This window comes from Pantoea sp. MBD-2R (genome assembly GCF_039134845.1).
Lineage (GTDB): Bacteria > Pseudomonadota > Gammaproteobacteria > Enterobacterales > Enterobacteriaceae > Erwinia.
Window position 1 is genome coordinate 2,962,848 of record NZ_CP152417.1, and the last position, 26,942, is coordinate 2,989,789.

The 26,942-nt window shown below is 56.6% G+C and carries 21 protein-coding genes; 4 read left to right on the top strand and 17 right to left on the bottom strand.

Annotation, left to right across the window (positions count from 1 at the left end):
* Positions 1 to 122: 122 nt before the first annotated feature.
* The 12 genes from AAGQ96_RS13795 to AAGQ96_RS13850 form a co-directional block, all read right to left on the bottom strand.
* Entirely contained in the window at positions 123 to 1,172 is a 1,050-nt protein-coding gene (locus AAGQ96_RS13795; RefSeq protein ID WP_342753846.1) for a YncE family protein, read from the bottom strand.
* A 79-nt stretch (positions 1,173 to 1,251) separates the two neighbouring features.
* Positions 1,252 to 1,677, bottom strand: coding sequence for a hotdog fold thioesterase (locus AAGQ96_RS13800; RefSeq protein WP_147200642.1), 426 nt, complete (start codon positions 1,675 to 1,677; stop codon positions 1,252 to 1,254).
* A gap of 1 nt (position 1,678) precedes the next feature.
* Positions 1,679 to 2,434 (bottom strand): 2,3-dihydro-2,3-dihydroxybenzoate dehydrogenase, encoded by a 756-nt coding sequence (gene dhbA / locus AAGQ96_RS13805; RefSeq protein WP_342753847.1) that lies wholly within the window; start codon positions 2,432 to 2,434, stop codon positions 1,679 to 1,681.
* Positions 2,431 to 3,285: an isochorismatase gene (locus AAGQ96_RS13810; protein ID WP_147198769.1), complete on the bottom strand. Its 855-nt coding sequence runs from the start codon at positions 3,283 to 3,285 to the stop codon at positions 2,431 to 2,433. Before AAGQ96_RS13810 ends, dhbA begins: the two co-directional genes overlap by 4 nt.
* A 14-nt stretch (positions 3,286 to 3,299) precedes the next feature.
* Positions 3,300 to 4,916: a (2,3-dihydroxybenzoyl)adenylate synthase gene (locus AAGQ96_RS13815; RefSeq protein ID WP_147198770.1), complete on the bottom strand. Its 1,617-nt coding sequence runs from the start codon at positions 4,914 to 4,916 to the stop codon at positions 3,300 to 3,302.
* Positions 4,917 to 4,926: 10 nt separating this feature from the next.
* Positions 4,927 to 6,108: an isochorismate synthase gene (locus AAGQ96_RS13820; RefSeq protein ID WP_342753848.1), complete on the bottom strand. Its 1,182-nt coding sequence runs from the start codon at positions 6,106 to 6,108 to the stop codon at positions 4,927 to 4,929.
* A gap of 199 nt (positions 6,109 to 6,307) precedes the next feature.
* A complete protein-coding gene (entS, locus tag AAGQ96_RS13825; protein ID WP_342753849.1) occupies positions 6,308 to 7,567 on the bottom strand; it encodes an enterobactin transporter EntS in 1,260 nt (419 codons plus the stop codon).
* Positions 7,567 to 11,490 (bottom strand): enterobactin synthase subunit F, encoded by a 3,924-nt coding sequence (locus AAGQ96_RS13830; RefSeq protein ID WP_342753850.1) that lies wholly within the window; start codon positions 11,488 to 11,490, stop codon positions 7,567 to 7,569. The genes entS and AAGQ96_RS13830 overlap by 1 nt, the downstream gene beginning before the upstream one ends.
* A gap of 1 nt (position 11,491) precedes the next feature.
* Entirely contained in the window at positions 11,492 to 11,725 is a 234-nt protein-coding gene (locus AAGQ96_RS13835) for an MbtH family NRPS accessory protein (RefSeq protein ID WP_147198774.1), read from the bottom strand.
* A gap of 24 nt (positions 11,726 to 11,749) precedes the next feature.
* Positions 11,750 to 12,973: an enterochelin esterase gene (gene fes / locus AAGQ96_RS13840; protein ID WP_342753852.1), complete on the bottom strand. Its 1,224-nt coding sequence runs from the start codon at positions 12,971 to 12,973 to the stop codon at positions 11,750 to 11,752.
* A 299-nt stretch (positions 12,974 to 13,272) separates the two neighbouring features.
* Positions 13,273 to 14,529 carry an MFS transporter gene (locus AAGQ96_RS13845; protein WP_342753854.1) on the bottom strand — a complete coding sequence of 419 codons (1,257 nt, stop codon included), beginning with the start codon at positions 14,527 to 14,529 and terminating at the stop codon, positions 13,273 to 13,275.
* Positions 14,530 to 14,531: 2 nt separating this feature from the next.
* Positions 14,532 to 16,019 carry an EmmdR/YeeO family multidrug/toxin efflux MATE transporter gene (locus AAGQ96_RS13850; RefSeq protein WP_147198777.1) on the bottom strand — a complete coding sequence of 496 codons (1,488 nt, stop codon included), beginning with the start codon at positions 16,017 to 16,019 and terminating at the stop codon, positions 14,532 to 14,534.
* 211 nt (positions 16,020 to 16,230) lie between these two features.
* Between AAGQ96_RS13850 and AAGQ96_RS13855 the strand changes: the two genes are divergently transcribed.
* Positions 16,231 to 17,298 (top strand): LacI family DNA-binding transcriptional regulator, encoded by a 1,068-nt coding sequence (locus AAGQ96_RS13855; protein ID WP_147198778.1) that lies wholly within the window; start codon positions 16,231 to 16,233, stop codon positions 17,296 to 17,298.
* Between the two features lie 218 nt (positions 17,299 to 17,516).
* On the opposite strand, the gene AAGQ96_RS13860 is transcribed toward AAGQ96_RS13855, so the two are convergent.
* From AAGQ96_RS13860 to dacD, 3 genes are all read right to left on the bottom strand, one after another.
* A complete protein-coding gene (locus AAGQ96_RS13860; RefSeq protein ID WP_147198779.1) occupies positions 17,517 to 17,837 on the bottom strand; it encodes a DUF496 family protein in 321 nt (106 codons plus the stop codon).
* A 150-nt stretch (positions 17,838 to 17,987) separates the two neighbouring features.
* Positions 17,988 to 19,046 (bottom strand): FUSC family protein, encoded by a 1,059-nt coding sequence (locus tag AAGQ96_RS13865; protein WP_147198780.1) that lies wholly within the window; start codon positions 19,044 to 19,046, stop codon positions 17,988 to 17,990.
* Between the two features lie 199 nt (positions 19,047 to 19,245).
* On the bottom strand, positions 19,246 to 20,415 hold the full coding sequence (gene dacD / locus AAGQ96_RS13870; RefSeq protein ID WP_342753855.1) for a serine-type D-Ala-D-Ala carboxypeptidase DacD: 1,170 nt from the start codon (positions 20,413 to 20,415) through the stop codon (positions 19,246 to 19,248).
* Positions 20,416 to 20,622: 207 nt separating this feature from the next.
* Here dacD and sbcB point away from each other — a divergent pair, with 207 nt between their 5' ends.
* Positions 20,623 to 22,050, top strand: coding sequence for an exodeoxyribonuclease I (gene sbcB / locus AAGQ96_RS13875; protein ID WP_342753856.1), 1,428 nt, complete (start codon positions 20,623 to 20,625; stop codon positions 22,048 to 22,050).
* Between the two features lie 43 nt (positions 22,051 to 22,093).
* On the opposite strand, the gene AAGQ96_RS13880 is transcribed toward sbcB, so the two are convergent.
* Positions 22,094 to 23,455, bottom strand: coding sequence for an APC family permease (locus tag AAGQ96_RS13880; RefSeq protein WP_147198783.1), 1,362 nt, complete (start codon positions 23,453 to 23,455; stop codon positions 22,094 to 22,096).
* A gap of 516 nt (positions 23,456 to 23,971) precedes the next feature.
* The gene (locus AAGQ96_RS13885; RefSeq protein WP_342753857.1) at positions 23,972 to 25,387 is read right to left on the bottom strand and encodes a glutamine synthetase family protein; all 1,416 of its coding nucleotides are present in this window, start codon (positions 25,385 to 25,387) and stop codon (positions 23,972 to 23,974) included.
* Between the two features lie 228 nt (positions 25,388 to 25,615).
* Here AAGQ96_RS13885 and puuD point away from each other — a divergent pair, with 228 nt between their 5' ends.
* The gene (gene puuD / locus AAGQ96_RS13890) at positions 25,616 to 26,380 is read left to right on the top strand and encodes a gamma-glutamyl-gamma-aminobutyrate hydrolase (protein ID WP_342753858.1); all 765 of its coding nucleotides are present in this window, start codon (positions 25,616 to 25,618) and stop codon (positions 26,378 to 26,380) included.
* Entirely contained in the window at positions 26,377 to 26,928 is a 552-nt protein-coding gene (gene puuR / locus AAGQ96_RS13895) for an HTH-type transcriptional regulator PuuR (protein ID WP_147198786.1), read from the top strand. The genes puuD and puuR overlap by 4 nt, the downstream gene beginning before the upstream one ends.
* The last annotated feature ends 14 nt before the right edge of the window (positions 26,929 to 26,942 follow it).

Sequence of the window (26,942 nt, forward strand, 5' to 3'; positions counted from 1 at the left end):
TTCTAAAACAAAAGCAGGATGAGGCACAGGAAAGAGTGCTGCCGGAGCAGGCTGAAAACAGGAGGTGGATCAGGAGATCCTGTTAAAAATACCCCGAAAGCCCGCAGGCTTCCGGGACAGGATTACAGGGCGACGCGCAGAACGTCGTCGGGTGAAGTCGCTTCCTGCTTACGGCTGGAGGTCTGCTTGACGCTGATATAAAGCGTCTGGCCATCCGGCGAAAGCGCCAGGCTGTTTGGATGAGTCGGTGCCTTAATGGTTCTCAGCACTTTCCAGGTTTTCGCATCGATTACGCTAACCTCTCCCGCTTCGCGATGGGTAACGTAAACTTCATTGCGCTGCGGATTAAACAGCACAGCCAGCGATTTTGGCACCTCGACTTTTTGCAGCACTTTGCCGGTCTGGGTATCCACCACCAGCAGCTGCGGCTGTTTGGAGTCGGTAATAAACGCACGATGCGTGGCCGCATCCAGGCTGATATTCAGGAAGAAGTGTTCTCCTTCCTCAACCAGTTTCGTGCGCGACAGCAGCGTGTTGCTGGCGGTATCGAAAGTCAGCAGCTCGTTGTTGCCGCTAACGGTGTAGAGGCGATGCGCGGCCGCATCCACCGCCAGCGCGGTCGCACGTTTACCGATATCGGTGAAGGTGTGGCGCACTGCCAGGGTGTCGCCATCCACGGCCCAAATCTGGCTGTCCTCACCTACGCCAATGACGTAGAGCGTATTGGTATTTTCATCCACGGCCAGCTCACGCGGTGCCAGCGGACGCACATTCTCCCTGCGCTGACGTTTATCCAGCACCACGCGTCCTTTTACATCGCCACTTTTCACATCAATGGCCGTCACCGCACTGTTGAGGGTATTGCCCACAAAGAGCGTGTCGGTTTTATTGTTGATCGCGGTGCCGAAAGGCTTCAGATCGTTATGGATCGCCTGTGTTATCGCCAGGGTTTGCGGATCAAGACGATAAACCACACCGCCCTTGTCGCTCTGACGGCTTTGCGAAGTTGCCACATACAGCGCTTTTTGCGACGGGCTAAAGGCCAGTTCGTAAACGCCCTTCGCGACAGGTGCACGCAGCGGCGCGGCTGTTTCACTGTGAGCAGGTAACGCAGCGGCAAACAAGGCCAAAGCCAGAAGGGAAATGCCTTTTCCACGGCTAACTAAATTCATACTCTCTCCATGTAACTGAATTAAAGGTATGGCTAAAAAGGCGCGCTGGCTTTATCGGGCACCGCGCGCCGGTATTTTTCTATCCCAGCAGTGCCGTACTCAATCGGGCAGTGCAGCAGCGTCGCTCCCGCGCATCGTAAATGGCGATTTCCCAAACCTGCTGGTTCTTTCCAAGATGCAGCGGCTGGCAAACGCCTTTGACCAGGCCGCTGGTCACTGCCCGGTGATGGCTGGCGCTGATCTCGGTGCCAACCACGCATTGCCCTTCCCGGCTGGCCAGATAACCCGCCATCGATCCTAACGTTTCTGCCAGCGCCGCCGAGGCGCCGCCATGCAGCAGGCCAAACGGCTGCCGCGTGCGTTCATCAACCGGCATGGTCGCTTCCAGACTGCGATCGCCAATATGGCTAAACCGCATGCCAAGATGGCTAATCATCGACTCGCCGACCATGGCGTTCAGCTCATCAAGCGTGAGCTGGCGTTTCCAGATAGTGTCATCCTGCATGTTAAGCACCCAGCGTTGTGCCACCGTCCACGACGATGTCCTGAAGCGTAATATGGCTGGCCAGATCGGATGCCAGGAACAGGATAGTGTTGGCGATTTCCTGTGGCCGGGCGATTTTTCCCAACGGGATACCCAGCTTGAACTGCTCGGCAAAACCGCGAATGCGCTGCTGCTCCGCGTCCGGGCTGGTCCACAGCGTGCGCTGCATGTCGGTATCGGTCGAGCCTGGCGACACCATGTTACAGCGCACGCCATACTGCGCCAGCTCAAGCCCAACCGTCTGGTTCAGGCTGCGCAATGCCGCTTTTGATGCGCCGTAAGCTGACATCCCGATCCGCGGACAGTGTGCCGCATCGGAGCCGATAGTGACTATTGCTCCGCTGCGCTGCTCGCGGAAAACCGGCATGGTTTGCTGAAACAGGTTGAACGCGCCGCCGACGTTGATATTCATCACCGCCTGCCAGTCGGCGAGCGCCAGCTGGTCAGTTGGCCCCATCCGCAGGATCCCGGCACCATTGACCAGCACGTCCAGCCGTGGCGTCTCCTGCAACAGCTGCTGGCACACGGCTTGCACCTGTGCAGCATCGGCTACGTCCAGCTGTTGCGTGCGGAAAGGATATTCATGCTGAAACGCAAGATCCAGCCCCGTCACCTTCGCGCCGGCCTCGTGAAACGCCAGCGCGGTGGCATAACCAATGCCTTTACCGGCACCGGTTACCCAAACAGTTTTGCCGCTGAAGTCCTGGCTCAAACTCATGCCTGACGCTCCCGCGAAAGCAACGTCCACCATGCCGCCAGCGTGGGGTTTTTGGCTAACATGACAAAATCGATATCGCTGTAGACTTTGCGCCAGCGTGCCGCCAGCGCCATCATGCGGACTGAATCCAGACCGTAATCGATCAGGTTTTCGTCATCTTCAGGCGTTTCGTCCTCGTCCAGCATGGGCTGAACCAGCGCGCGCAGATGTGCCAGGCTCTGAGGCACCGGCAGCAGCTCGTCGGTAGTGACCACTTTACCGGCACGACCTGCGGTATATTTCAGCGCCATCAGATGCTCCTCACGGCTGAAGTCAGCCAGCGCGTCCGCCACCATAAACGGCTGCACGTCACGCATAAACGCGTCAATTGCCGTGGTCAGACAGCCAATGTGAGCATAAACGCCACAGATGATCAGCTGATCGCGACCGGTTTCTTTCAGGTGCTGCTCCAGCGGAGAACGGTGGAAGGCGCTGTAACGCCATTTCACCAGCACTTCATCGTGCTCATCCGGTGCCAGCTCAGCAACCACTTTCTGCTGCTCAGGATGCTTGTTAAGGCCCGGCCCCCACATGTCGTTCAACAGCGCGCGATCTTTATCGCTCTGGTGATTCGGCTGCGCGGTGTAATAAACCGGAATGCCGTTCTGCTTGCAGTATTCACGCAGCGCCGCAATGTTGCTGATGACCTGCTTGATCATCGGGCAATCTTCACCCCAGAAATTAATGAAGTAGTTCTGCATATCGTGGATCAGCAGCGCGCCGCGTGACGGTTCAAACGTCCAGCTCACTTTGTTTTCCGGTAAATCGGCGGCGGCAGGCAGTGCATAGGCTTTCAGTGCAGGAATAGACATAATTTCTCCAGTCATCAATGAGTCAGCTGACGCGCGGCCAGCTGCTCACGCAGTAATTTTTTATCGACTTTGCCAACCGGCGTTAGCGGCAGCTTTTCAACGGTTTCAATGCGATCCGGCAGTTTGTAGTCCGCCACGCCAAGTTCGCGCAGGTAGCGACGGATCTCTACGGCCCGCACCGGGCGTTTGCCCACCACAAAGGCACAGCTTTTCTCACCCAGCAGGCTGTCTTCCATCGAGACCAGCGCCACATGCAAAATCGCTTCATGGCGCAGCAGCAGGTTTTCAATCTCTTCCGCTGCGATTTTTTCGCCGCCACGGTTGATCTGATCTTTTTCACGGCCCTGCACGCAGATATAGCCATCTTCGGTGATGGAAATCAGGTCGCCCGAGCAGTAGAAGCCGTTGGCATCAAAGGATTTTGCATTGTGTTCCGGGCTGCGATAGTAGCCCCGGAAGGTGTACGGCCCCCGCGTCATCAGACGGCCGGTTTCGCCACGCGGCAGCGGATTGCCCTGCTCATCGGCTACCCAGACTTCATCGTCCGGGCTCATTGGCTTGCCCTGGGTGGAAAACATGTGCCATTCGTCATCGTCCAGCTGGGTATAGTTCACCAGCCCCTCCGCCATGCCAAACACCTGCTGCAACTGGCAGCCGATTTCCGCCGGAATACGTGCCGCCAGCGCTTCGCTTAACCGTGCGCCGCCAACCTGAAGTAATTGCAGAGAACTCAGCGCGCGGTTGCTGCCCCATTCGGCAATCGCCTGTAGCCACAGGCTAACCGCCGGCGGCACCAGCGCCGTCGCCGTTATCTGGTGTTTTTCGATCAGCGGGAAACAGAGATTGGCGCTCGGATCGCTCGCCAGCACTACGCAGCCGCCAGCATAGAAGACGCCGAAAGCGCCAGGCGAGCTGAGCGGATAGTTATGTGCAGCAGGCAGCGCGCAAAGGTAGCGGGTCTGACGGTCGAAACCACACACTTCCACGCTACGGCGAATGCTGTAGTAATAGTCGTTGTGGGTGCGCGGGATCAGCTTAGGCGTCCCGGTGCTGCCGCCGGAAAGCTGGAAGAAGGCCACTTCTTCGCTGGCCGAAGGCACGGCGATAAAGTTATCTTCCGGTTCCGCAATCAGCTCCTGCAACGAAACGTCGCCTTCGCGGGCGTTATTCAATACCACTTCGCGCAGTGACGGGCAGTTCTGACGCATCTGCTGTAAATAGTCGTCGCCAGCAAATAGCGCGTGCTGGCGATCGGCAATCAGCAGCGCGGGTTCGATCTGGCTGGCGTAGGCGTCCAGTTCCTGGCGCTGATGGCTGAACAGCGCGTTAACCGGCGCCACGCCGATTTTTAATAAGGCAAACAGCGTGATATAGAATTCAGCCACGTTGCCCAGCTGCACCAGGGCGGTATCGCCGCAGCGCAGGCCACGGCGCTGCAAGGCGGCGGCCAGGCGGGTAGCGTCTGCTTCCAGCTGCTGATAGCTGAACTGACGATCGCCATCGATCAGCGCGATCTGTTCGCTAACTACGTGGCGGCTGAGGATGTCCGTCAGCGGCAGATCGATCCAGTAACCTTTTTCGCGATAGCGGGCGGCCAGATCGGCCGGCCAGCGTGAATATGAAATTGTCATGTCAATGTCCTTATTTCAGCCCAAAAGCTTGCAGCATGGTGCTGAGTTTAACGCCGGTTTCCTGCCATTCTGATTCTGGCGAAGAAGCCGGAACGATGCCGGCCCCCGCAAACAGGCGAATACGTTTTCCGGCAAGCGTGCCGCAGCGAATAGTGACCACCCATTCGCCGTTGCCTTCTTCATCGCACCAGCCGACCATGCCACCAAACAGCTCGCGATCGAAAGGTTCCAGTTCCTCGATCCACTGCCTTGACAGCGCGTTCGGGAAGCCGCTTAACGCAGGCGTTGGATGCAGCAGGCATGCCAGCGACAGCGCCGTTTCGCGCTCGTTGCTCACCTTGCCTTCAATCGGCGTAGCCAGGTGCCACAGGGTTGAGGTGGTGATCAGCTCCGGCTTATCCGGTACGGCCAGATATTTGCTGCGAGGCTTGAGTACATCGTGCATGGCGCTGGTCACCAGACGATGCTCATAGCGATCTTTCTGGGAATACATCAGCCGCTCGCCGATAGCCTGATCCAGACCGACATTACTGCGATCGCGACGGGCCGAACCGGCCAGCGGCAGCGAGGAGAAGGTGTCGCCAGACTTACGCAGCAGCAGCTCCGGGCTTGCGCCCAGTAGCGTACTGCCATCCGCCAGCGGCACGTGGAAGTGGTAGCTGGTTGGATTCATGGCGATCAGCCGATCCATCAGCGCTGGCGCATCCACGGGCTCTTCGGTAGTGATGTCAATCAGGCGTGACAGCACCACTTTGTCGAGATCGGGCTGCGAGGTCGCTTCGGCCGCACGCGCCACCATCGCCATAAACTGTTCTTTTTCCGGGATGGCCTGCCGGGAGCTAATGACCGGATCGATGCCGACCGCGGCCTGCCCGGCTGCCTGCAAGCGTTGCTGGCGGGAAAACTCTTCGCAACGCTCAGGAATAAACAGCGCGGAAGGTTTACGCGTATCGAACGGAATCGCGCCTACCAGTACCGGGCGCTGAATGCCCTTCTCTTTTGCCGCGGCAAAAGCGCGGCACACCTGCTGCTGAAAATTACCGTTGATATCACCGCCGTCTGCGGCCGGACACGCCAGCGTGGCAAAGCGGCCATGGGTAATCAGGCTTTTCCACGGCGATGCGAAGAAAAAGCTCTCCTGAGAGAGAGGTACTGATGAGGTCTTGCGTTCATCAGCGCTAAGCGTCTCCATAACGATCTCCAGCCATAATGATAAAAGGGATAATAATGATTATCATTTTCATTATCAGGTCGTAACTTTAAGTAAATTTTTTGTAATGTCAAGACATGACAAAATGTTTAAAAGCGCTTCTGTATCCACGCCGCAACGCCGCGCATTAACCGCACGTTTATGTTGCAGACGGGAAATTTCAGCAGCCGGTCAGCGCTGGCTATTTTCCGGTAACGGGTTCTGCCTGTTGCACCGCGTCCGGCTTACGGTAATGCCGGAGCGAGCGAAGCGAAACAGCCAGGCCCAGCGCAATTAAGGCTAATCCCAGGCCGCCGCCGCTGGCCGCAGTGGCAGGCATCATCACGGCGGTCATTGTGCCCAGCATTAATGCGCCCAGCGAATCGCCCATCACATTCTGCGCGGTCCACAGGCCGTTCACTCGTCCCAGCATGTTGTCCGGGGTCAGCGTCTGGATCAGCGTGTATTGCAACAGCGCACTCAGCGCGCTCAGGTAGCCAAACAACGCAAGGCAAAGCGCCCCAGCAGCCCAGTGAGGCATCAGCCCTGCCAGCCCAACCGCGAGCAGCGATCCCACCGCAGTTAACAACATCACCAGGCCCGGACGGGAATGGCTGGCCAGGTTGCCGCTGGTCAGCGCACCGGCCGTCGCGCCGAGCGGTACGGCGGCGTAAAGCAGGCCAATTTGCTGTGCGCTCATCTCCCAGCGGATCGCCAGTGCCGGATAGAGCACGCGGATTGCCGTTGCCATCGTGACCAGCGCGCCAGTCAGCGCTACGCCGCCAATTAACCGGTGGCTGAGCAGAAATTTGAATCCTTCTGTCAGTGCGGCGAACGGCCTGGCCTTCGCCTGGGGAGGTGGCGGAAGTGACGGCAGACGCAGTAACGGAATGAGCGTAATAAACGTTCCTGCTGCGGCCAGGCCAAAATTCCAGACCACCCCGCCGGAAGCCAGCAGCACACCGCCCAGCATCGGTGAAATGACCGCGCCCAGCCTCACCGTCAGCATCGTTATCGCGCCCGCCTGCATCAGGTTTTCGCGCCCCACCAGTGCTGGCGTGGCAGAGAGCAGCGCGGTAACGCCTATCGCGCCGAAGAACCCATCCCACACCCCGAGCAGATAAATTGCCGACAGCGAAGGATGCGGCAGCGCAGCATTGATGCACAGACCAATAAAGCCGAGGCCACAGGTTGAACGGGCAAACAGGATCAGCCTGCGGCGCTCATAACGGTCGGCCAGCACGCCGCCCATCATCAGGCCGGTAAACAGCGCTATCCCGGTCAGCGTCACCGCGAGACTCACTTGTAAAGATGAACCGGTCATAAACTGAATCTGTACCGGTACGGCAACGCCCAACAAGCCCAGAGATAAAATGGAGATAAACCGGGCGATAAAAACCGCCCGAAATGCCGGATGTGTCTTCAGCAAGCTGAGACTGAGCATAAAAGATTGTTGTTTCATTAAATTTTCTTGTTAAGCAGTTCGTTAAGGCGCGGACCAATATGGGTAAATGCCTCGGCGGTAATGATGTCCACATGCGCGCAGTCGACGGTCCATGTCTGTAGATTGCCGATCCAGGGCGCCCAGGCCTGCTGGGGATCCAGCCCCGGCTTCAGCGTTTGTTGTGCCACAAACAGCGTGGCTTCACCGTTAAAGCGGCGGCTTTTCGCCGTCGACAGCAGCCTGACCGCATCGGCATAGTTGCCTTCGATAGTGCTGAACAAATCGCCGCTGCGATCGGCCTCCAGTGACGCTCTCAGCCCCTGCTGTGCGGCCATAAACGCCTCGCGTTCACGGTTGATCTCCTCCAGCACCTCCTCATCAAGTTCATTTTCCTGCGACCAGTTTTGCGTTTCCGGCGGCCAGGTATCCAGCAGTCCAAGGAAAGCCACTTTCTCGCCTGCGGCCTGCAAACGCGCGGCAATCGCATGCGCCAGCGTGCCGCCCAGGGAGTAGCCCATCAGATAGTAAGGGCCATGCGGCTGCTGCTCGCGCAGCGTGGCAAGGTGGCGTTCGCACATATCATCCAGGTCGTTTGCCTGCTGCATCGGGCCTGAAGGACGCGGTGACTGAATGCCCATCAACGACCAGCGAGCGTCCAGATAGCGCTGTAAAATGCTGAACTGCCAGGCAAAACCGGAGGCGGGATGGAAGCAGAACAGCGTGGGCCCGGTCCCCGTGCGCAATGGCAACAGCGTATCCATACCGGCGCGGTTCACCTCTTCTTCACTCTGATTGCGGCTTAGCTGTTCCGCCAGCGCACCCACGGTGGAAGCCACCATCACCTGCCCGACGGTGACAGGCCTGTCGAGACGGCGACGGAGATCGACCGCCAGGCGCATCGCCAGCAGAGAATGGCCGCCAAGCGCAAAGAAATCATCGTTTATCGAATTGATCTCACACGCCAGCAGGCGGGCAAAGGCTTCGGCCACGGTGGTTTCGATGCCTGGCTCTGGCGCACGTCCGGCGGCAGCTGAAGCAAGCTGTGGCAACGGCAGCGCCTTGCGATCCAGCTTGCCGTTGGCACTGAGTGGGAAAGCGTCAATCTGCATCACGATCGCCGGCACCATATGTGCAGGAAGCAGCCCGCCAAGCGTTTCGCGCAGCGCAGCGGTATTCAGCGTTTCCCCTTTCGACATGACATAGCCTACCAGCTGTCGCTGATCGCCGTCGCCGCTGCTTTTGCCCAGCACACAGGCGTGCGTGACCGCCTGCTCCACACCATCCAGCGAGCTCATTACCCGATCGATTTCACCCAGCTCAATACGCTGGCCGCGGATCTTCAGCTGATCGTCGCTGCGCCCGAGATATTCTACCGCACCGTCGTCCAACCAACGGGCAACGTCGCCGGTGCGGTACATGCGTTCGCCCGCACACTGAGGATCGGCGATAAAGCGGCTGGCGGTCAGATCGGCTCGCGCCAGATACCCTTGCGCAAGCTGCACGCCGGTCAGATAAAGGTCTCCGGCAATGCCCGGCGGCACGGGCTGCATATTACTGTCCAGAATGCGCAGCCCGGTATTCCAGACCGGATAACCAATCGGCACGCTGGTGCCGGTCACTTTGCGCAGCGCGTCGCCATAAGCGGGATACCAGCTGACATCCACGGCAGCTTCAGTGGGGCCGTAGAGGTTATGTAAAGGCACCGCGGTTTTGTTCTCCCACTGGCGGCACAGCCCGGCCGGCAGCGCTTCACCGCTACAGAAAACTCTGCGTAACGAGGCGCACTGCGCCACCGCATCGTCGTCACTTAGCGCGGCGACAAATGCCGCCAGCATGGAAGGCACAAAGTGCGTGGTGGTGACGCGATAACGGCTGAACAGCTGCTGGAGCGCTTCAGGGTCGCGGTGCGCTTCTGGCGGAGCCATCACCAGTTTTGCGCCAACCAGCAGCGGCCAGAAGAATTCCCACACCGACACGTCAAAGCTACAGGGTGTTTTTTGCAGCACGACATCGCGTTCAGTCAGGGGGTAATGATCCTGCATCCATAACAGTCGGTTGACGATCGCTTGCTGTCCAACCATCACCCCTTTCGGCCTGCCGGTTGAGCCGGAAGTGTAAATCACATAGGCCGTATGCTGCGGTCGGGAACGATCTTCCAGAGGGGCTGAGGTCACCGGCAGCGTTTGGTGATAGCAGAAACGTGGCAGGTTATTAAGATGGCTGAAGCGGCCCAGCTGCGATTCGGTGGTGATCAATAAGCGTGGGCTGGCATCTTCCAGCATCATGGTCAGACGGTCATCGGGATAGCCCGTATCCAGCGGCAGCCAGGCTGCGCCCAGCTCCACGATGGCCTGCAACGCCAGCGACAGAAATACCGAACGCGGTAAGGCTACGGCAACAATATCACCCGGCTGCACGCCTCTCGCGGTTAACTCTGCGGCCAGCGCAGTTACCTGCTGACGCATCTGCTGGTAGCTGAACTGATGATGCTCATCCGCCAGCGCGGCAGCATGCGGCGTGCGCTGTGCCTGCAGGCGGATCAGACTACTGAGCGTGGTTTGCGGGACCGGCATCGCCGTCGCGTTAACCTGTTGCAGCAGCCGGTTTTCATGCGGATGCAGCAGCTGCGCTTCGGCACATTTCAGCCCGGCATCGGCGGCAAACTGACGTAACAGCAGCGGCAGGCGGTTCAGGTGCTGTTGCAGCGTTTGTGCATCATAGCGTTCGGCATTCGCCAGCATCTCCAGCGAGACATTGCCTTCTTCGTCCAGATAGAGCGCGATTTCCAGATCCCGCACCGGCCCCGAGGCCAGCTGATGAGTGATCCCTTCGATTCCGGCAAAATTCAACTGGTAGTCGAACATTTTCAGATTGATCACCGGGCCGAACAGCGGCTCGCTGAGCTGCCCGATATCACGCTGGATCTGTTCGGCATCGTAACGCTGGTGGCGACGCACCTTTTTCAGCTGCTTCGACAGCGCTGAAGCCAGCTGCGGCAGCGTGGCGTCCGCAGCAATTCTGACGCCAACAGGTAACACATTCAGCACCGGTCCGGTGGTGCTTAAGGCTGCCGATCCCAGGCGACGCATAAAGATGAAACCGGCGCTGTAATCGGTGCGCCCACAAAGACGTCCCAGCCAGAGCGCGATCAGCGCCAGCGCCATATCCGCTTCGGTCTGCTCGCTTTGGGTCATCAGTTTGCGGAAATCGTCCCGGTCAAACTGTAAGCTCTGCCGGACAAGCCTGGTGGTCGCGACAGAACCGCTTAGCGGCAGCGGCGAAAGCGTGGCAGGCATGGGCAGCGCACGCGCCTGCTCCTGCCAGAAAGCGGCGTCACGCTGCCAGGTCGGCGAAGAAGAGTAGCGGTCGTACTCTTCCACCACTTCGCTAAACGGCACGAAGGGCGTGGGAGCTGGCTGACGATTAGCGACGAGCGCGGTATAAATTTCGGCGATGCGGCGGGTGATCGCGGTGAAACTGAAGCCATCAACAACCAGGTGGTGAAAACGCTGATACCAGAACCAGCGCGTGTCGCTCAGCCGGAAAATAGCGTGATGATAAAGCGCGCTGCCGCTGTTGATGCGTAAATCGCCTGCCAGATCCTGCTGCATCAACGCCAGCGCGGCAGCAGCGGGATCGCTCTCCGCGCGCAGATCGTAGCGCTGGGGCGAGGCAAAGGTACAGTCCGCATCAACCCACTGCATGGGCACGCCGTCTTCAAAATCAAAACGCATCCGCAGCGTATCGGCTTCCGTCATTCCGCTGACCACCGCCCGGCAAAGCAGCGACGCATCCAGCGCGCCGTTAAGTTCCACATAGTGAGCCACGCTCCACGCATTCGCCACGGGCGACAGCTGTTCAGCCATCCAGATCCCTGGCTGCGCCGCCACCAGCGGCATACGGGTTTTCACTTCTGCTTTTTTCACAACTAATTCGCTCATTCTACTCACCCCAGGATGGGTTCTCAGAGGCCGTGGTACTCACTTCAGCCGGGGTTAAACTGCGCCAGTTTGTTTCCAGCCAGTGCTGGCAGGCCTGCTGGCTTTCAGGCCCGCGTATCACCTGCCAGCCAGGCGGCAGTGCGCAATGCGCGGGCCAGAGGCTGTATTGTTCACGCGAGTTTTGCAGGATGATAAAAAGTCCCTCAGGATGATCAAAGGGATTGCTGTACTCCATATCAGGCTCCTCTCGATGCCGGTTTTATCGCCTGACGGGCTGCCAGAGTTCGGTCAGGCCGTCGATCAGGCCGCCTCGCCAGCACAGGGCATCATGCCCGCCGTCAAACAGACGATAACGGGTAGTCAGACCGGCTTTTTGCAACAGCGGATAAAGACGCTGATTGGCTTGCAGGATCAGCGGCTCGCGCAGGCCCGCTTCCAGCCAGATACGTAATCGGCTGCCGTCGCCCAGCCCATCGGTAATTTGTTGAATTAACCAGCCTGCCTTATCGGCCTGCTGGCGGTTAGGCCACCAGAAGGATCCCGACTGGCTCAGTACGCAGCCAAAGCGCTCAGGCCAGTGCAGGCCCGCGTATAATGAAGAAAGTCCACCGAAGCTCTGCCCGGCGACGACGGTGGTGGCCGCCTCATTGCGCCAGGCGACCTGCGATGTCAGCAGCGGCAGCAGCTCTTCCTGCACCGCCAGCCAGAAATCCGGGTTACAGGTCAGCTCCTGCCCGCGATTTTCCGTACTGATAGCGTCGATCAGTAAATACACCGCCGGCGGCAGATGACCGTTATTGGTTTCACGCTGCAAGGCAGGCCATACCGGCTGCTGTTCAGCCCAGAATTTACCATCCAGCAAAATCGCTAACGGACGCTGTTCGGGCTGGCCTTCGCCGGTAGTGAAAATCCAGACGCGGCGTTGATTACCCAATCGCTGGCTGTTCCATTGCACGCAGCGAGGCGCGTCAAAATCGACCGTTTCCTGCGTGTCCCAGCCGTTTTGCAGCGGTGCCAGCGGCAAATGCAGTGCCGAAGCGGCATGGCCCCGCCCCCCTCGCCAGCTGCTATTCACGTTATGCGGATCGGCAATTGCCTGAGGCAGAAGCTTGCGCCAGCCTTCGCGCAGCGCCTGGCGGTCAGGCGGGTTTTGCAGCGCGGCGGCGGTAAAGTCCTGCACCTCACTGGAAGGGATCAGGCAATAGCTGCCGCGCCAGCTGGCGTTGAGGCGAACCTGCCATTGCCAGATATCGGTGCCGGCAATACGCTGCAAGCTCTGCGGCGCGCGCTGCTGGTGATGATCGGTAACGCCAGTGATATAGATCCAGACATGACGGATTGACGACGTGCGTTCAGTACCAGCCGGGTCTCGCCAGTAAAATGTGACGGTGCAAATATTGCCTTCCCTGACGACGAACGGCAGCCCCTGCTCTATTTTTTGCTGCCACCAGGCATCACCCTCTTTTTCCCAATCGCCAGCCATACCTATAACCCTATGTAAATAATGGTAAAACAGTGATTCTGAAATTGCATGACGCTCAGTTTATTGATAATGGTTTTCATTTGCAATCAGAAATAGTTATCATTTTTACCGTTTTGTGGCAGGCAGGTCGGCATCAGATTTTTCCGGTGTTTTCCCGGATAAACAGTGAGAGATGAGCGGCACTCATTTTCATCAACAGGCGGGTTGTGGGGAGCAAAGGCGTTGGGAGAGAGTAAACCGGCAGGCGTGGTTAAAAAGGCTTCAGAACAGAATTGCTCTGCCCTGAAGCCCGCAGGAATTTACCCTGCTTTAATATCTTCGATAACGGGTTCGTTATGCAGACGCTGACGACGTCGCAGGCTGGGGAACCACGCCATCCATAAGCCCACCACAATCAGCGTGCCAATGCCACCGAGCGCCGCTGCGGGTGCCGCGCCCATCCATGCTGCCAGCATGCCGGATTCAAATTCACCGAGCTGATTGGAGGTGTTGATGAAGATGGAGTTTACCGCACTGACGCGCCCACGCATCTCATCTGGCGTATCCAGCTGTACCAGCGATCCACGGATTACCATGCTGACCATATCGAAACCGCCCAGCGCAAAGAGTGCCAGGATCGACAGCCACAGCTCTTTTGACAGCGCAAAGATTAGCGTTGCCATGCCGAATCCGGCGACGGAAGCAAACATGATCATTCCCACGTTGCGCTCCAGCGAGCGCCGGCTGAGCCAGAACCCAACCAGCAATCCGCCCACGGCCGGTGCGCCACGCAGTAACCCCAGGCCCCAGGGACCGGTGTGCAGAATATCTTTGGCGAAAATCGGCAGCAGCGCCGTTGCGCCGCCCAGCAAAACGGCAAAAAGGTCTAAAGAGATCACGCCTAATACATCGGGACGGTTGCGAATAAACCGTACGCCGGCAAAGACGCTGGCGAACGTTGCCGGCGTGCGGGCCGGCGGTGCCTGCTCATAGCGCAGCAGGCTGACCATCACCACGGAGATCAGATAAAGCAGTCCGGTGACGATATAAACCGCACCCGGTCCCGCCACGTAGAGGAAACCGCCCAGCGCCGGGCCGAGCATTGAGGCAGTCTGCATGGACGCCGCGTTAGCTGCCGTGGCGCGCGCCAGCATGCGTGGAGGGACTAACGCGGGCAGCATCGACTGAAGCGCGGGCGCTTCCAGCGTACGGGCAATGGAGAGGATAAAGATCAGGCCGAGGATGACCAACTCGTCGGTTCTGTGCATCAGCGTCAGGGCTGCCAGCACCACAATCGCCAGCCATTCGGTTAACTGACCGAACAGCACCACACGGCGACGATCGAACTGGTCAGCGACGTGTCCAGCGGGCAGCGCGAGCAGCACGGCGGGGAGGAACTGCGCCAGGCCAATCAGCCCCAGATCAAACGCCCGGCCGGTTATGGCGTAAATTTGCCAGCCCACCGCAATCGACAACATCTGAAAACCAAAACTGGAGCTGGTGCGCGCCAGCCAGAACGTCACAAAAGAGCGGTGCTGAAACAGGGATTCCGTATCCCTGGATGAAGAAGAGTGCATAGCTATTCCCGGATCTTATTTTTTGATAACGCCAGATTGCTCGCGGGTTGTTCAGTTTTGGGGGCGTATTTCCACAGCCAGCGGCCGCTGTCCATGCGGCGGTAGAAGAAAATACCACGCACAATCCAGTCCAAAAACATGCCCAGCCAGATCCCCACCACGCCAAATCCTAACAGCACGCCGAGCGTATAACCCGCAACGATACGACATCCCCACATTCCGAGTAGCGAAACCCACATCGTAAATCTTGCGTCGCGCGCGCCTTTCAGCCCAGCAGGCAGCACCCATGAAGCGGCCCAGAACGGCATAAACGCCGCGTTCAGCCAGACCAGCACTTTGACCACGTGAATAACTTCTGCATCGCGAGTATAAAACGACGCCAGCAGCCCGGCGAACGGCACGGTCAGCGCCGCCAGCGCGCAAAGCCCAATGCTTGAGAGCCAGAAAATATGCCGCAGCTGTCTCTCTGGCTGCCCCAGCTGCCCTTTACCCAATCGCGTGCCGACGATGATGGTAGAAGCGGAACCGAGCGAGTTACCCGGCAGGTTAATCAGAGAAACTATCGAGAAGGCGATAAAGTTACCGGCAATCACATCGGTTCCCATACCCGCGACAAAAACCTGTGTGAGCAGTTTGCCGCCGTTAAACAGCACGGATTCAATGCTGGCAGGCACGCCAATGCCCAGCACTTCCATTAAAATGCCGGTATTGAGCTTGCTGAAATAGCTTTTGAGGGTAATTTTTAGCTTCGGGTTAAAGCCAATCGCCAGCACGTATATTACCGCCGCCGCGCCAATATAGCGGGCAATGGTCAGGCCAAGCCCGGCGCCGACGAACCCCATGCCTTTCCAGGAAAAGCAGCCATAAATCAGTACGGTACTGATAATGATGTTCAGGATGTTCATCCCGCCGTTAATCAGCATCGGGATTTTCGTATTGCCCGCGCCGCGTAAAGCGCCGCAGCCAATCAGCGCAATCGCCGCTGCCGGATAGCTCCAGGCGGTAATATTCAGATAGCTCAGAGCCAGCGCCTTCACCGTCGGTTCGGCGTTGCCGGCTATGACATCAATAATCTGTTCGCCGAAGAACTCAATGCCAATTGCCAGCAGCACGGCAAATATCGTCATCAATACCAGCGACTGTCGGGCCGCAGCCTGAGCGCGTTCCCGGTTTAGCTTACCCAGGCTGAACGCCACCACCACCGTGGTGCCTAAGTCGATGGCGGCAAAGAAGGAGATGATCACCATATTGAAGCTGTCGGCCAGCCCAACGCCCGCCATCGCTTCCTTGCCCAGCCAGCTGACCAGAAAGGTGCTCAATACGCCCATTAACAGGACGCAGAGGTTCTCAAAAAAAATCGGTACCGCCAGCGGCGTGATTTCGCGCCAGAACAGCACGCGGTAAGAACGTCTTTTGGGATACCACGCGGAACGTTTAACAGCCTGCAGCAGAGAGACTCTGAAGTTTTGCAAGATAATTCCAGCTAAAATGAGGTAAATAGACTTACCTGATGATGGTTAAAGCACGGCCGTTATGCAAAGTCTTTTTATTGACGAAAAGTGTGGTTCTGCCGCTGGTGGCGCTCCGGCGGCAAAAATTAATTTTTTTGCCGCGCGCTTTCAGATTTTATTAGCCAGCAGAGGGTTGCGCATTCGGTTCGCGTTTATTGTTACACTGCAACGGCTACCCTCAGGAGAAACCATGAAACCCCGGACTCATACCCTGGCCGATGTCGCTGCCGCCGCGGGCGTCTCTTATCAGACCGTTTCGCGCGTCATTAATCATTCAGCAAGCGTGGCGGAGCGCACCCGCCTTAAAATCGAAGCGGCGATGGCCGAGCTGAACTATGTGCCAAACAGTCTGGCCCAGCAGCTGGCGGGAAAACGCTCACGCACGCTCGGGCTGGCCACCAGCGATCTGGCATTATCAGCGCCCGCGCAGATTGCCTCTGCCATTCAGCAACGTGCCAGCGCCCTGAACTACCGTTTGGTGGTGGCGATGGCCGGAGACAAAGGGGCTGAGGGCGCGGTGCAGGAGCTGATGGCACAGCGTGTGGATGCGCTACTGATTAATCTGCCGCTGGAGAGCGCCACGGCCAGTCGCATCGAGGCTACGGCCGCCCTTCCCTGCCTGTTTCTTGATGTCCCTGAAGATGCCCCGGTAGCTTTCTGCCAGTTCAGCGCGCAGGCCGGAACGCGCCAGGGCGTTGAGCATCTGCTGTCGCTGGGCCATCGCCAGATCGCCCTGCTGAATGGGCCAGAAGAGTCTGTCGCCGCGCAGGCCCGCCATCAGGGCTGGCTGAAGGTCTTGCAGGCGCATCAGCTCGCCCCCCATTCGGTAATGAACGGTGACTGGAGCGCGCAGTCGGGCTTTCAGGCTGTGACGAATTTAATTGAACGGGGTTTACCGGAGGCATTACTGGTGGCGAACGATCAGATGGCGCTGGGCGCGTTGCGGGCGCTACATCAGGCCGGCCTGCGTATTCCTGACGATATCTCTATTATTGGCTATGACGATACGGCTGAAAGCGCCTGGTATCAGCCGCCGCTAACGACTGTCCGCCAGGATTTTGCACAACTCGGAGAACGAAGCGTGGACTGGCTGGTAGAGAAGCTGACGCAGCAGAAAGAAGTAGCGCTGTTGCAGCCGTTCGCCACCAGGCTGGTGGTTCGCGAGACGACAGCGCCGCGAAGAGAGCCTCAGGCCAGAGCCAGCGATCTTGCTGGCGAGTTACGCCGTCTGGCGCAGCGAGTGGAAGGGCTTAAATAACCAGGGGCGATCGTTGTTCGCCCTCCGACTGCTGGCAACTCAAAGCATGAGGTACACAGGTCTGGAACAAAGCGTCCTGGGCCATGGACGGCCCAGGTCGAGCTGGCAAGGATGCCGTTTTTTGCGTCTTTGTGGACGGCCTGTGTTCCTCGTGCCTGCACAATGCCCGTCGTTATCGGGCGAGCTTTGTTCGCCCTTCAGTATTGCCCGGCCGCAGATTATTGCGCTTTGGTTTCGCCCAGCGCCTTCAGTTTTTTCGACAGCTCGCGACGCTCTTTGGAGAGGTCGGCGTTTTTGATGATGTAATCATCCACGCGATCTTCGTAGTCGCTACGCATGCTGGCGATGATTTCCTGGATGGCTTCAACGCTCATGCCAGGCTTGATGTATTCACTGAGGTTATCCAGCAGCAGAACACGTTTCTGGTTATCACGAATCTTTTTCTCGATATCATGGATCTCACGCTGCAATTTGTTCTTGCGGCGGAACATCCGTACAAACTCCAGTACGTCCTGAAATGACTGCTTTGCATTTTCCATGGAGACACCTTTCGTTTAGGCCTGCCTGCGCAGGCGTTATTATCGTAGCGCTCGGCTTACATGGCCGATCGCAATTTTCAAATTGTAGAGTCGGACTGAGAATATCTTACCGCGAACCGCCCTTTTTCGCGATAAGTTGTTGCAAATCGCTTATTTACGCAGCACCAGCCGCATCAGATCCGACAGCCTTTCGAGCTGACCGACCATTTCCAGACTCAGCCAGACATAGCCATGAATCGGCGTTTCAACCCGCTCATCGCTGTCAGACTCTCGGATCAACTGACGCAGTTCCCGGGTGATTTCGGCCAGTTCGGCACTGTTGGCGGAGATTTTTTCCGTACTGCCTTCAACCACAGCCGACGACAGCGCCCGCAGCGTATTTTCCGTCATTTGCTGGGTGCGTTTCAGCGCAGGCGCATTAAGCATAATCAGCAGGCTTTCACGGGATGACCACCAGGCATTGAGCTGAAGTTCAAGGGTACAAACCATATTGCGGTTAATAGTCTGGATCCCTTCAAATACCGAGCGCGGTATCCGTGTTTCCTTACTGGAAGGCTCAATAAGCGAGCGCATTTTCACTACGCCAGTGAGCAACCGTTGCAGAGGTTGCGTCAGACGGGGTTTCTCAACCAGATTAGGGGAAAAGCCAGCATGATAAATTTTTGCTGTTTCAAGCAACGAGTCCGACAGTTTGATGCGCCAGTGAATATAGGCTTTTTGCGGATAAATGCTGGTAAACAGCAGCGCCAGAATCGAACCAAGAATAACGTCGCCGCCGCGCCACAGCGCCGTGGTCATGTCGCCCGGCGGCGCGCCGCAAATTACCGCCAACGTAATGCCGATCAGCAATGCCATATAAGGATGTTTTCCCATGGTCAGAAAACCACAGAGAAACATCACCAGCGTGCACCAGCCCAGCATAATCGGCAGGGAGTAAAGCTCCAGCTTCAGGGCAATCAGCCCGGAGACAGAGCCGAAGAGGGTTCCGCCAATGCGCTGTACGGCGCGGGGAAAAACGTTTCCCCATGATGAAATCGGCCCCATCACCACGACCAGCGTAATCAGCGGCCAGCTTCCTTCCGGGATAGCGAGCAGGCGGACCAGCAGAAAGGTCAGTACAAATGCCAGCGCAATGCGAATGCCGTGGACCGTACGGTAGTTACGATAGAGGGTGAATTCAAAGGCCGATAACGGCTTGTCGGGACGCACAGAGATCTCCAGAAGGCGGTTAAGGATCGCCGGGCATCATACCCTATGTCAGGCCCGCTGTACGGGGCATAGCGCATTTTTTCCGCCACTATTTTTTACTGCTAACAGTGGAATAACACCCTCAACATAAAACCAACAGAAAGGAGCCGAAAAATGCCGAATGGCGAGGGGCGGCTTTCTGAGAAGCCGCCCGGGAGAGTTACAGCTTCTGTTTGATAAAATCGCTGATGCGGGTAATGACACCGGCTTCGTCAACGGCCTGAAGCGTTACCAGCGGATATGAAGCGAGCTGCTTATCCCCGTCAACCAGTTGGATAGTTCCCACCTGCTCGTGCGCTTTCAGCGGCGCGGCCAGATCCTTGCGTTCAATCACGTACTTCGCTTTGATTCTCTTTACATCTTCGCGCGGTAACGACAGATAGACATCTTTATCACTGCCCACGGAAACCCGATGGGGATTACCGTACCAGACATTTTCATGTCCGATTTCCTTGCCCGCATGGAACAGCTGCACGGTATCAAAATTGTTTTGTCCCCAGAGCAACAGTTTGCGAGCCTGTTCTTCACGCCCTTTGGAACTTTTCCCGCCCATTACGACGGCAATCAGACGACGCTGCCCATCCACGCTGGAGGCGATAATGTTATAGCCCGCGCTTTCCGTATGGCCAGTTTTCAGGCCGTCCACGTGCAACGTTTTATCCCATAACAAACCGTTACGATTTTGCTGAGTGATGCCGTTCCACGACAGCGATTTCTCGCTATACATCTGATAGAAATCCGGTTCGCCAAAAATGATCGCGCGCGAAAGCTTCGCCAGATCGCCTGCCGTGGTGTATTGTCCTGGCGCATCCAGACCGTGAACCGTTTCGAAATGGGTATTGGTCAGGCCCAGCTTCTGTACATACTGGTTCATCTGATCGACGAACGCCGCCTGGCTTCCTGCTACGTAATCCGCCAGCGCCACGCAGGCGTCGTTACCGGAATCGATAATCACTCCGCGGCTGAGATCGCGTACCGAGACTTTTTCACCCGGCTTGAGGAACATCAGTGAGGAGCCTTTAAACACCGGATTCCCCGCAGCCCAGGCATCCTTTCCTACCGTCACCATGTCATCGCGCGTAATGTGCTTAGCGTCAATCGCCCGGTCGACCACATAGCCGGTCATCAGTTTAGTCAGGCTGGCCGGATTGCGGCGCTCATCAGCGTTGCCCTGCGTCAGCACCTGCCCCGTCGTGGCGTCCATCAATACCCAGGAAGCCGCATCAATCGCCGGTGGCGTCAGCGGGAAAGCGAGTGGGTTATCCTCGGCGTGCGCCACAGAGGCAAAAGCCAGAACCAGAGTGAAACTTACGAGCCGACGCTTCTTCAACGGAAAATCCTCAATAAACAGATAAAAAAACCAGCCTGTTGTACGGGATTCGATGCCATAAATCGCTAAAAAAGTGCAAGAAAATATTAATTTTCAGAGAATTAATTTGTGCCCTCTCTCCAGGAACACGTCGACGGCAAAAGCTTCAGGCCGATAGCTAAATGCTTTACCATACAGAGATATTTTCTTTTATCCGGATGTCAGCCAGTGAAACGCGAAACTTCCCCCCCTACGTTCCTTTTCCACGACTATGAAACCTTCGGCAAAAGCCCGTCGTTGGACCGACCCGCGCAGTTTGCCGGGATCCGCACGGATATGGATTTCAACATCATCGGCGAACCGGAAGTGTTTTACTGCCAGCCTGCCGACGATTACCTTCCGCAGCCGGAAGCGGTGATGATCACCGGCATTACGCCGCAGCTGGCACAGGCAAAAGGCATCAGCGAGGCGGCTTTTACCCAGCGTATTCACCAGCTTTTTAGCGAACCCAATACCTGCATCGTGGGTTATAACAACGTCCGCTTTGATGATGAAGTGACGCGAAACCTGCTGTATCGCAACTTTTACGATCCCTATGGCTGGAGCTGGCAAAACGGCAACAGCCGCTGGGATCTGCTGGACGTTATGCGCGCCTGCTACGCGTTGCGCCCGGAAGGCATTGAGTGGCCGGAAAACGATGACGGCTTTCCGAGCTTTCGTCTGGAGCATCTGACCAAAGCCAACGGCGTCGCGCATGAAAATGCGCATGATGCGATGTCAGATGTTTATGCCACTATCGCTATGGCGAAACGGGTGAAGGAAAAGCAGCCGCGCCTGTACGATTTCCTGTTCAGCCATCGCAACAAGCAAAAAATCATGACCCTGATCGATATCCCACAGATGAAACCGCTGGTGCATATCTCTGGCATGTTCGGCGCATTTCGCGGTAATACCAGCTGGATTGCCCCGCTGGCCTGGCATCCCGATAATAAAAACGCATTGATTACCTGCGATCTGGCTCAGGACATCTCACCGCTGCTGGAGCTGGATGCCGATGCGCTGCGCGAGCGGTTATACACTCGCCGGGAAGATTTGGGTGACGCGTTACCCGTCCCCATCAAGCTGATGCATATCAATAAGTGTCCGGTGGTCGCACCGGCAAATACCCTGCGCCCGGAAGATGCTGAGCGTTTAGGCATCGATCGTCAGCGCTGTCTGGATAATCTGGCACTGCTGCGCCAGCATCCGGAAATTCGGGAGAAAGTGGTGACGCTGTTTGCCGAAGCCGAACCGTTTGTTGCGTCAGAGGATGTGGATGCGCAGCTCTACGATGGCTTCTTCAGCGATGCGGATCGTTCCGCGATGAACATTATCCGGCAGACCGCGCCGGAGAACCTGCCGGCGCTGGATTTGACGTTCAACGATGCCCGCATTGATAAATTGCTGTTCCGCTTCCGCGCACGCAACTACCCGGGAACCCTTGATGAAGCCGAGCAAAACCGCTGGCTGGCGCATCGTCGTGAGATGTTGAACCCGCAGAGAGTGCAGGATTACGTGCAGGAGCTGGAGATGCTGTTTAATCAGTATGAAGGTGACAAAGCGAAGATGGCCCAGCTGAAGGCGCTGTTCGACTACGCCCGTGAGCTGGTTTCCTGAGACATTAAAAAAGGGCGCCGAAGCGCCCTTTTCTTTTAGCCGTTTACATTGGCTCTTCAGTCCACTGCGGGACCGGCTTGCGGAAGCGGTGCGTAACAACAGCCAGATAAACCAGGCCGATGGCACCCCAAACCAGGCCGAGGATCATCGAACTCTCTTCCAGGTTAATCCACAATGCACCCACTGTCAGTGCGCCACACAGCGGCAGCAGCAGGAAGTTGATGTTGTCTTTCAGCGTCTTGTTACGGCCTTCGCGGATCCAGAACTGCGAAATCACCGACAGGTTAACAAAGGTAAACGCCACCAGCGCACCAAAGTTAATCAACGCCGTTGCCGTGACCAGGTCGAAGCTGATTGCAGACAGCGCGACCACGCCGACCAGCAGTACGTTCAGTGCCGGCGTGCGCCATTTAGGGTGGACGTAGCCGAAGAAACGCTCCGGGAACACGCCATCACGGCCCATTACATACATCAGACGAGAGACGCCAGCATGTGCGGCCATACCTGAAGCCAGTACGGTGATGCAGGAGAAAATCAGAATGCCGAACTGGAAGGTTTTACCCGCCACGTAAAGCATGATTTCCGGCTGCGATGCATCTGGATCTTTGAAACGTGAAATGTCCGGGAAATAGAGCTGTAAGAAATAGGACACCACAATAAAGATCACGCCACCAATCAGGGCAGTCAGGAAAATCGCTTTCGGGATGACGCGGCCTGCGTCTTTCGTCTCTTCAGACAGCGAGCTGATGCCGTCAAAACCGAGGAACGAGAAGCACAGAATCGTCGCACCGGTAATCATTGGCACAACCTGCGCGTGTTCAGACCAGAAAGGTTTGCTGCTCGCCAGCGTACCCGCGCCTTCTCCATGGCTGACGCCATAAATCACCATACCGGTGATAGCGATCATCACCGCCATTTGCAGCACAACAATGATGCTGTTGAAATTGGCGACGGTTTTAATGCCTTTCAGGTTGGAAAGCGTCATAAAACCAACCAGTAATACCACGAAGATCCAGGAAGGAACGCCGGGCACCAGGGCTTCAAAATAAATTTTTGCCAGCAGGATATTGATCATCGGCATGATCAGATAATCGAGCAGCGACGACCAGCCAACCATAAACCCAACGTGTGGGCTGATTGCTTTCTGGGCGTACGTGTAGGCCGAGCCAGCAGACGGGAAGCGGCGTACCAGCTTGCCATAGCTCAGCGCAGTAAACAGGATCGCAATGAGAGCAAACGCGTAAGCCGTGGCTACGTGACCGTCGGTCAGGCCAGAGACGATGCCAAAGGTATCAAACAGGGTCATTGGCTGCATATAAGCCAGGCCCATCATGACTACAGGCATCAAAGTTAGCGTTTTTTTCAGGTGCGGACGTGCCGCAGAGGTCTGGGTATTATGCGACATGATTCAGCCTCCCCATAGCGTCAACCTTTCTGGGTTGAACCACAGGGAAACTTCGCGTCGTGCGAACATTTTTCTTAATCGGGGTAACAGACTGGCAGGCAGGTATGAAGGTGAAACCTGCAACGGCGCCGTAGTCATCGCGAAGGTGCTGCCCGGCTGCGACCGGAGAAATAAAGTGTTGCCCCATCGTTCTTTTCCTCAACATGACACGAATGTGTGTAAAAAGTGTATCTATCCGGTTTTAAACCGGCCTCTTTGGCAAAAGTTTTTTTCTGGCAAAAAAAATAACCGACGCACAAAGGCGACGGTTAGTTCATTTTTCAGGGGACGTATTTTGCCCTGGCTGATGGCCTTGTGACAAGTAGTTAAGTCCTTCAGCAACAATTTCTTTACTGAATGGGACTGAATAAGGCCGTTTTGCCTGCTTCAGCGCCGAATCTGATACCCTAAAATTCCAGACTTAACCCGTCACAGCGGCAGATCCAGCCCATTACAGTAGCCAGTCACCTGATTTTTTCAGGCGTTTTTCAGCATCCAGTCAATTTCCGTGGCGGTAATCAACCGCTCGAAATGCATCATTTCATGGTGTTTACAGCGGTGCCAGACAAAGCCAAAGCGTTCACCCAGCATTTTTTGCAGCGCAGGACTGTGAGCAAATTCATACAGCGCATCGCTCTGGCGGATCGGCAAAGGATTTCCTTCGGCCTGATGCCCGTTGCCCTGCACTGCCGGAGGAAGAGGTAAAGCAGCATCAATGCCATGCAGCATTCCCGCAACGACGGCTGCTACCACCAGATACGGATTAGCGTCGGCTCCCGCAACACGGTATTCCACCCGATGGTTTTCCGCTTCACCACAGGGAATACGCAGCGCAACGGTGCGGTTGTTATGCCCCCACGAAGCCTGCAACGGTACAAACGCCTCCGGCAGAAAACGGCGATACGCATTCACATTCGGTGCCAATAGCGCCATAGACGCGGGCATCAGATCGATCATGCCCGCCAGTACCCGTTTCAATAAAGGCGAATCGCTGCCGTCATCGCTGATAAAAGCGTTGCGATCGGCGGCGTCGAGCATGCTGACATGCACATGCATACCGCTTCCGGCATATTCCTCATAAGGTTTTGCCATAAAGGTGGCGTTCATGCCGTGAGTTTCGGCAACCTGGCGGATAAGACGTTTGAGTTGAATGGCGTGGTCACAGGCGCTGAGGATATTGCGGGTATGATGCAGGTTGATTTCAAACTGTCCTGGCGACGCTTCGGCCAGCGCACCGTCGGTGGGAATGCCCTGCTTTCGCGCCAGTTCTTCAATATCGCTGAGCACTTCAGCAAAGCAGTCGAGGTTATCCACTGAATAAACCTGACTCTGCATATTGCGCTCGTCACTGCCTGGCGTGCATGGGGGCTGAATATAGCCCTCCGCGTCTCGTTTTTTATCGACCAGATAGAACTCCAACTCTACCGCTACCACCGGAAAAAGCCCTCGATTGCGTAACTGCTGCCAGAGGTGATTCAGTACGTTCCGGGGTTCAACGTCAAAGGGAGTACCATCTTGATTGCGCATGGTAAGTAACACCTGCGCCAGATGCTGGGGATCGGCGGCAGAAGGGATCAGCGTGCCCTCAACCGGGACGCATATATTATCAGGCTCGCCCAGCGCCTGACCTAAACCCGCTTCCTCTACCGTGTTACCCAGGATATCCATGGCGAACACCGAAGCAGGGAAATAACAGCCCTTTTCCAGTCGGGCCAGACTGGTGACGGGAATGCGCTTGCCGCGAAAAACACCGTTTAAATCATTAAGGAGAATATCAACAAATTGCGTTTGAGGATGGCGTTCCAGATAAGCCTGCACTTCATGCTGGAACGCGCTGGTTCGCTGCTCTTCACTGTGCCTCGTGAAGTCTTCTACTTCGACGATATTGGTCATAGTGCCACCCGCCTTCGTTCAGTTCAGTAAACGTTGTTCGAAATAACAGCCACATTTCTAACATAGCGCCAACATTATCCCCCTGCAAATGTTACGTGATGTTTATTTTTACAGCAAAAATCCGTTTGAATAACCATCAGCGGGTTGCTAGATTGAATTTTGCTGGGCAAAAACGCGCCGCTGGCGTCTTTTTCGGTTGATATACTGAACAGGTCGGGGAAGAACGGAATGGGCAATATATTTAACAAGCCATTGATTGGCGTAGTAATGTGTCAGAAAGATTTCGGCGGCCATCCCACGCAGACAGTACAGAATAAATACCTTGATGCGGTGCTGGCCGCAGGCGGCGTTCCTCTGGCTTTACCTCATCATCTGATAAGCTCAGACGATCTATTAGAAAGTGCTATGGCTCCTCTGGCCGGCATTTTACTTACCGGCAGCACCAGCAATATTGAACCTCATCACTATGGCGAGACGGGGACGGAAACGGATGCCGATGCGGGACGCGACAGGCTGGCTTTTACGCTTATTCAAAAAGCCATCACCCGAAGACTGCCGCTGCTGGCTATTTGTCGGGGCTTGCAGGAACTGGTGGTCGCCACAGGCGGAACGCTGCATCGTCAGGTACAAAGCGTTGCCGGTTTTCAGGACCATCGTGAGGATAAACATTTATCGCTGGCGGAACAGTATGCGCCGGCTCATGAGGCGATTGTCGAGCCAGGCGGCCTGCTTTCTGAGCTGGTTGACGGCGCAACAAAATTCCGCGTTAACTCGCTGCACCAGCAAGGGATCCGCTCCCTGGGCTCTGTACTGCGTATTGAGGCGCGCGCGTCCGATGGCCTGATTGAAGCCGTCAGCCTGAAACAGCATCCTTTTGCGCTGGCCGTGCAATGGCACCCGGAATGGCAAAGTGAAGCATCCCTTTCCTCCCGTCAGATATTTGCGGGTTTTGTTTATGCCTGTCTTCAGCATCACCAGGAGATACGGCGATGAACGAAAGTGCACCCGGCCGCCGTTTATCAGAAATCCGCCATCAAATGGGCATGTCACAACGACGCGTCGCGGAGCTTTCCGGCCTGACGCACAGTGCAATCAGCACCATCGAACAGGACAAAGTCAGTCCGGCAGTCAGTACGTTACAAAAATTACTGAAGGTTTACGGTCTCTCTCTTTCCGAGTTTTTCTCGGAGCCGGTAACCGTAGCTGAACCCAAAGTGGTGCTTGAACCTGATGAGCTGATCGAGATTGGCAGTCAGGGCGTCTCGCTGCGTTTGATTCACAACGGCAGTCCACAGCGAACCCTTGCGATGCTGCTGGAAACGTATCAGCCCGGTACGACGACCGGCGAAAAAATCCGCCATCAGGGAGAAGAATCCGGCACGCTGCTGGAGGGGGAAATAACCCTGACCATCAGTGGACAAAGTTATCATCTGCATGCCGGGCAGAGCTATGTCATTAACACCGGCCATCCTCACAGCTTTACCAATTCTTCCGCGCAGCAGTGCCGTATTGTCAGCGCGCATACCCCGGCCACCTTTTAATGGCGTTTCAGGAG

What these genes read in the sequence shown, in the direction of transcription:
- dhbA (WP_342753847.1), bottom strand. Translation starts at nt 2,434, where the DNA reads ATGAGTTTGAGCCAGGACTTCAGCGGCAAAACTGTTTGGGTAACCGGT.
- AAGQ96_RS13800 (WP_147200642.1), bottom strand. Translation starts at nt 1,677, where the DNA reads ATGCAGGATGACACTATCTGGAAACGCCAGCTCACGCTTGATGAGCTG.
- entS (WP_342753849.1), bottom strand. Translation starts at nt 7,567, where the DNA reads ATGAAACAACAATCTTTTATGCTCAGTCTCAGCTTGCTGAAGACACAT.
- fes (WP_342753852.1), bottom strand. Translation starts at nt 12,973, where the DNA reads ATGGCTGGCGATTGGGAAAAAGAGGGTGATGCCTGGTGGCAGCAAAAA.
- AAGQ96_RS13810 (WP_147198769.1), bottom strand. Translation starts at nt 3,285, where the DNA reads ATGTCTATTCCTGCACTGAAAGCCTATGCACTGCCTGCCGCCGCCGAT.
- AAGQ96_RS13820 (WP_342753848.1), bottom strand. Translation starts at nt 6,108, where the DNA reads ATGGAGACGCTTAGCGCTGATGAACGCAAGACCTCATCAGTACCTCTC.
- AAGQ96_RS13845 (WP_342753854.1), bottom strand. Translation starts at nt 14,529, where the DNA reads ATGCACTCTTCTTCATCCAGGGATACGGAATCCCTGTTTCAGCACCGC.
- AAGQ96_RS13860 (WP_147198779.1), bottom strand. Translation starts at nt 17,837, where the DNA reads ATGGAAAATGCAAAGCAGTCATTTCAGGACGTACTGGAGTTTGTACGG.
- AAGQ96_RS13815 (WP_147198770.1), bottom strand. Translation starts at nt 4,916, where the DNA reads ATGACAATTTCATATTCACGCTGGCCGGCCGATCTGGCCGCCCGCTAT.
- puuR (WP_147198786.1), top strand. Translation starts at nt 26,377, where the DNA reads ATGAACGAAAGTGCACCCGGCCGCCGTTTATCAGAAATCCGCCATCAA.
- AAGQ96_RS13835 (WP_147198774.1), bottom strand. Translation starts at nt 11,725, where the DNA reads ATGGAGTACAGCAATCCCTTTGATCATCCTGAGGGACTTTTTATCATC.
- AAGQ96_RS13855 (WP_147198778.1), top strand. Translation starts at nt 16,231, where the DNA reads ATGAAACCCCGGACTCATACCCTGGCCGATGTCGCTGCCGCCGCGGGC.
- AAGQ96_RS13795 (WP_342753846.1), bottom strand. Translation starts at nt 1,172, where the DNA reads ATGAATTTAGTTAGCCGTGGAAAAGGCATTTCCCTTCTGGCTTTGGCC.
- puuD (WP_342753858.1), top strand. Translation starts at nt 25,616, where the DNA reads ATGGGCAATATATTTAACAAGCCATTGATTGGCGTAGTAATGTGTCAG.
- AAGQ96_RS13830 (WP_342753850.1), bottom strand. Translation starts at nt 11,490, where the DNA reads ATGAGCGAATTAGTTGTGAAAAAAGCAGAAGTGAAAACCCGTATGCCG.
- AAGQ96_RS13880 (WP_147198783.1), bottom strand. Translation starts at nt 23,455, where the DNA reads ATGTCGCATAATACCCAGACCTCTGCGGCACGTCCGCACCTGAAAAAA.
- AAGQ96_RS13885 (WP_342753857.1), bottom strand. Translation starts at nt 25,387, where the DNA reads ATGACCAATATCGTCGAAGTAGAAGACTTCACGAGGCACAGTGAAGAG.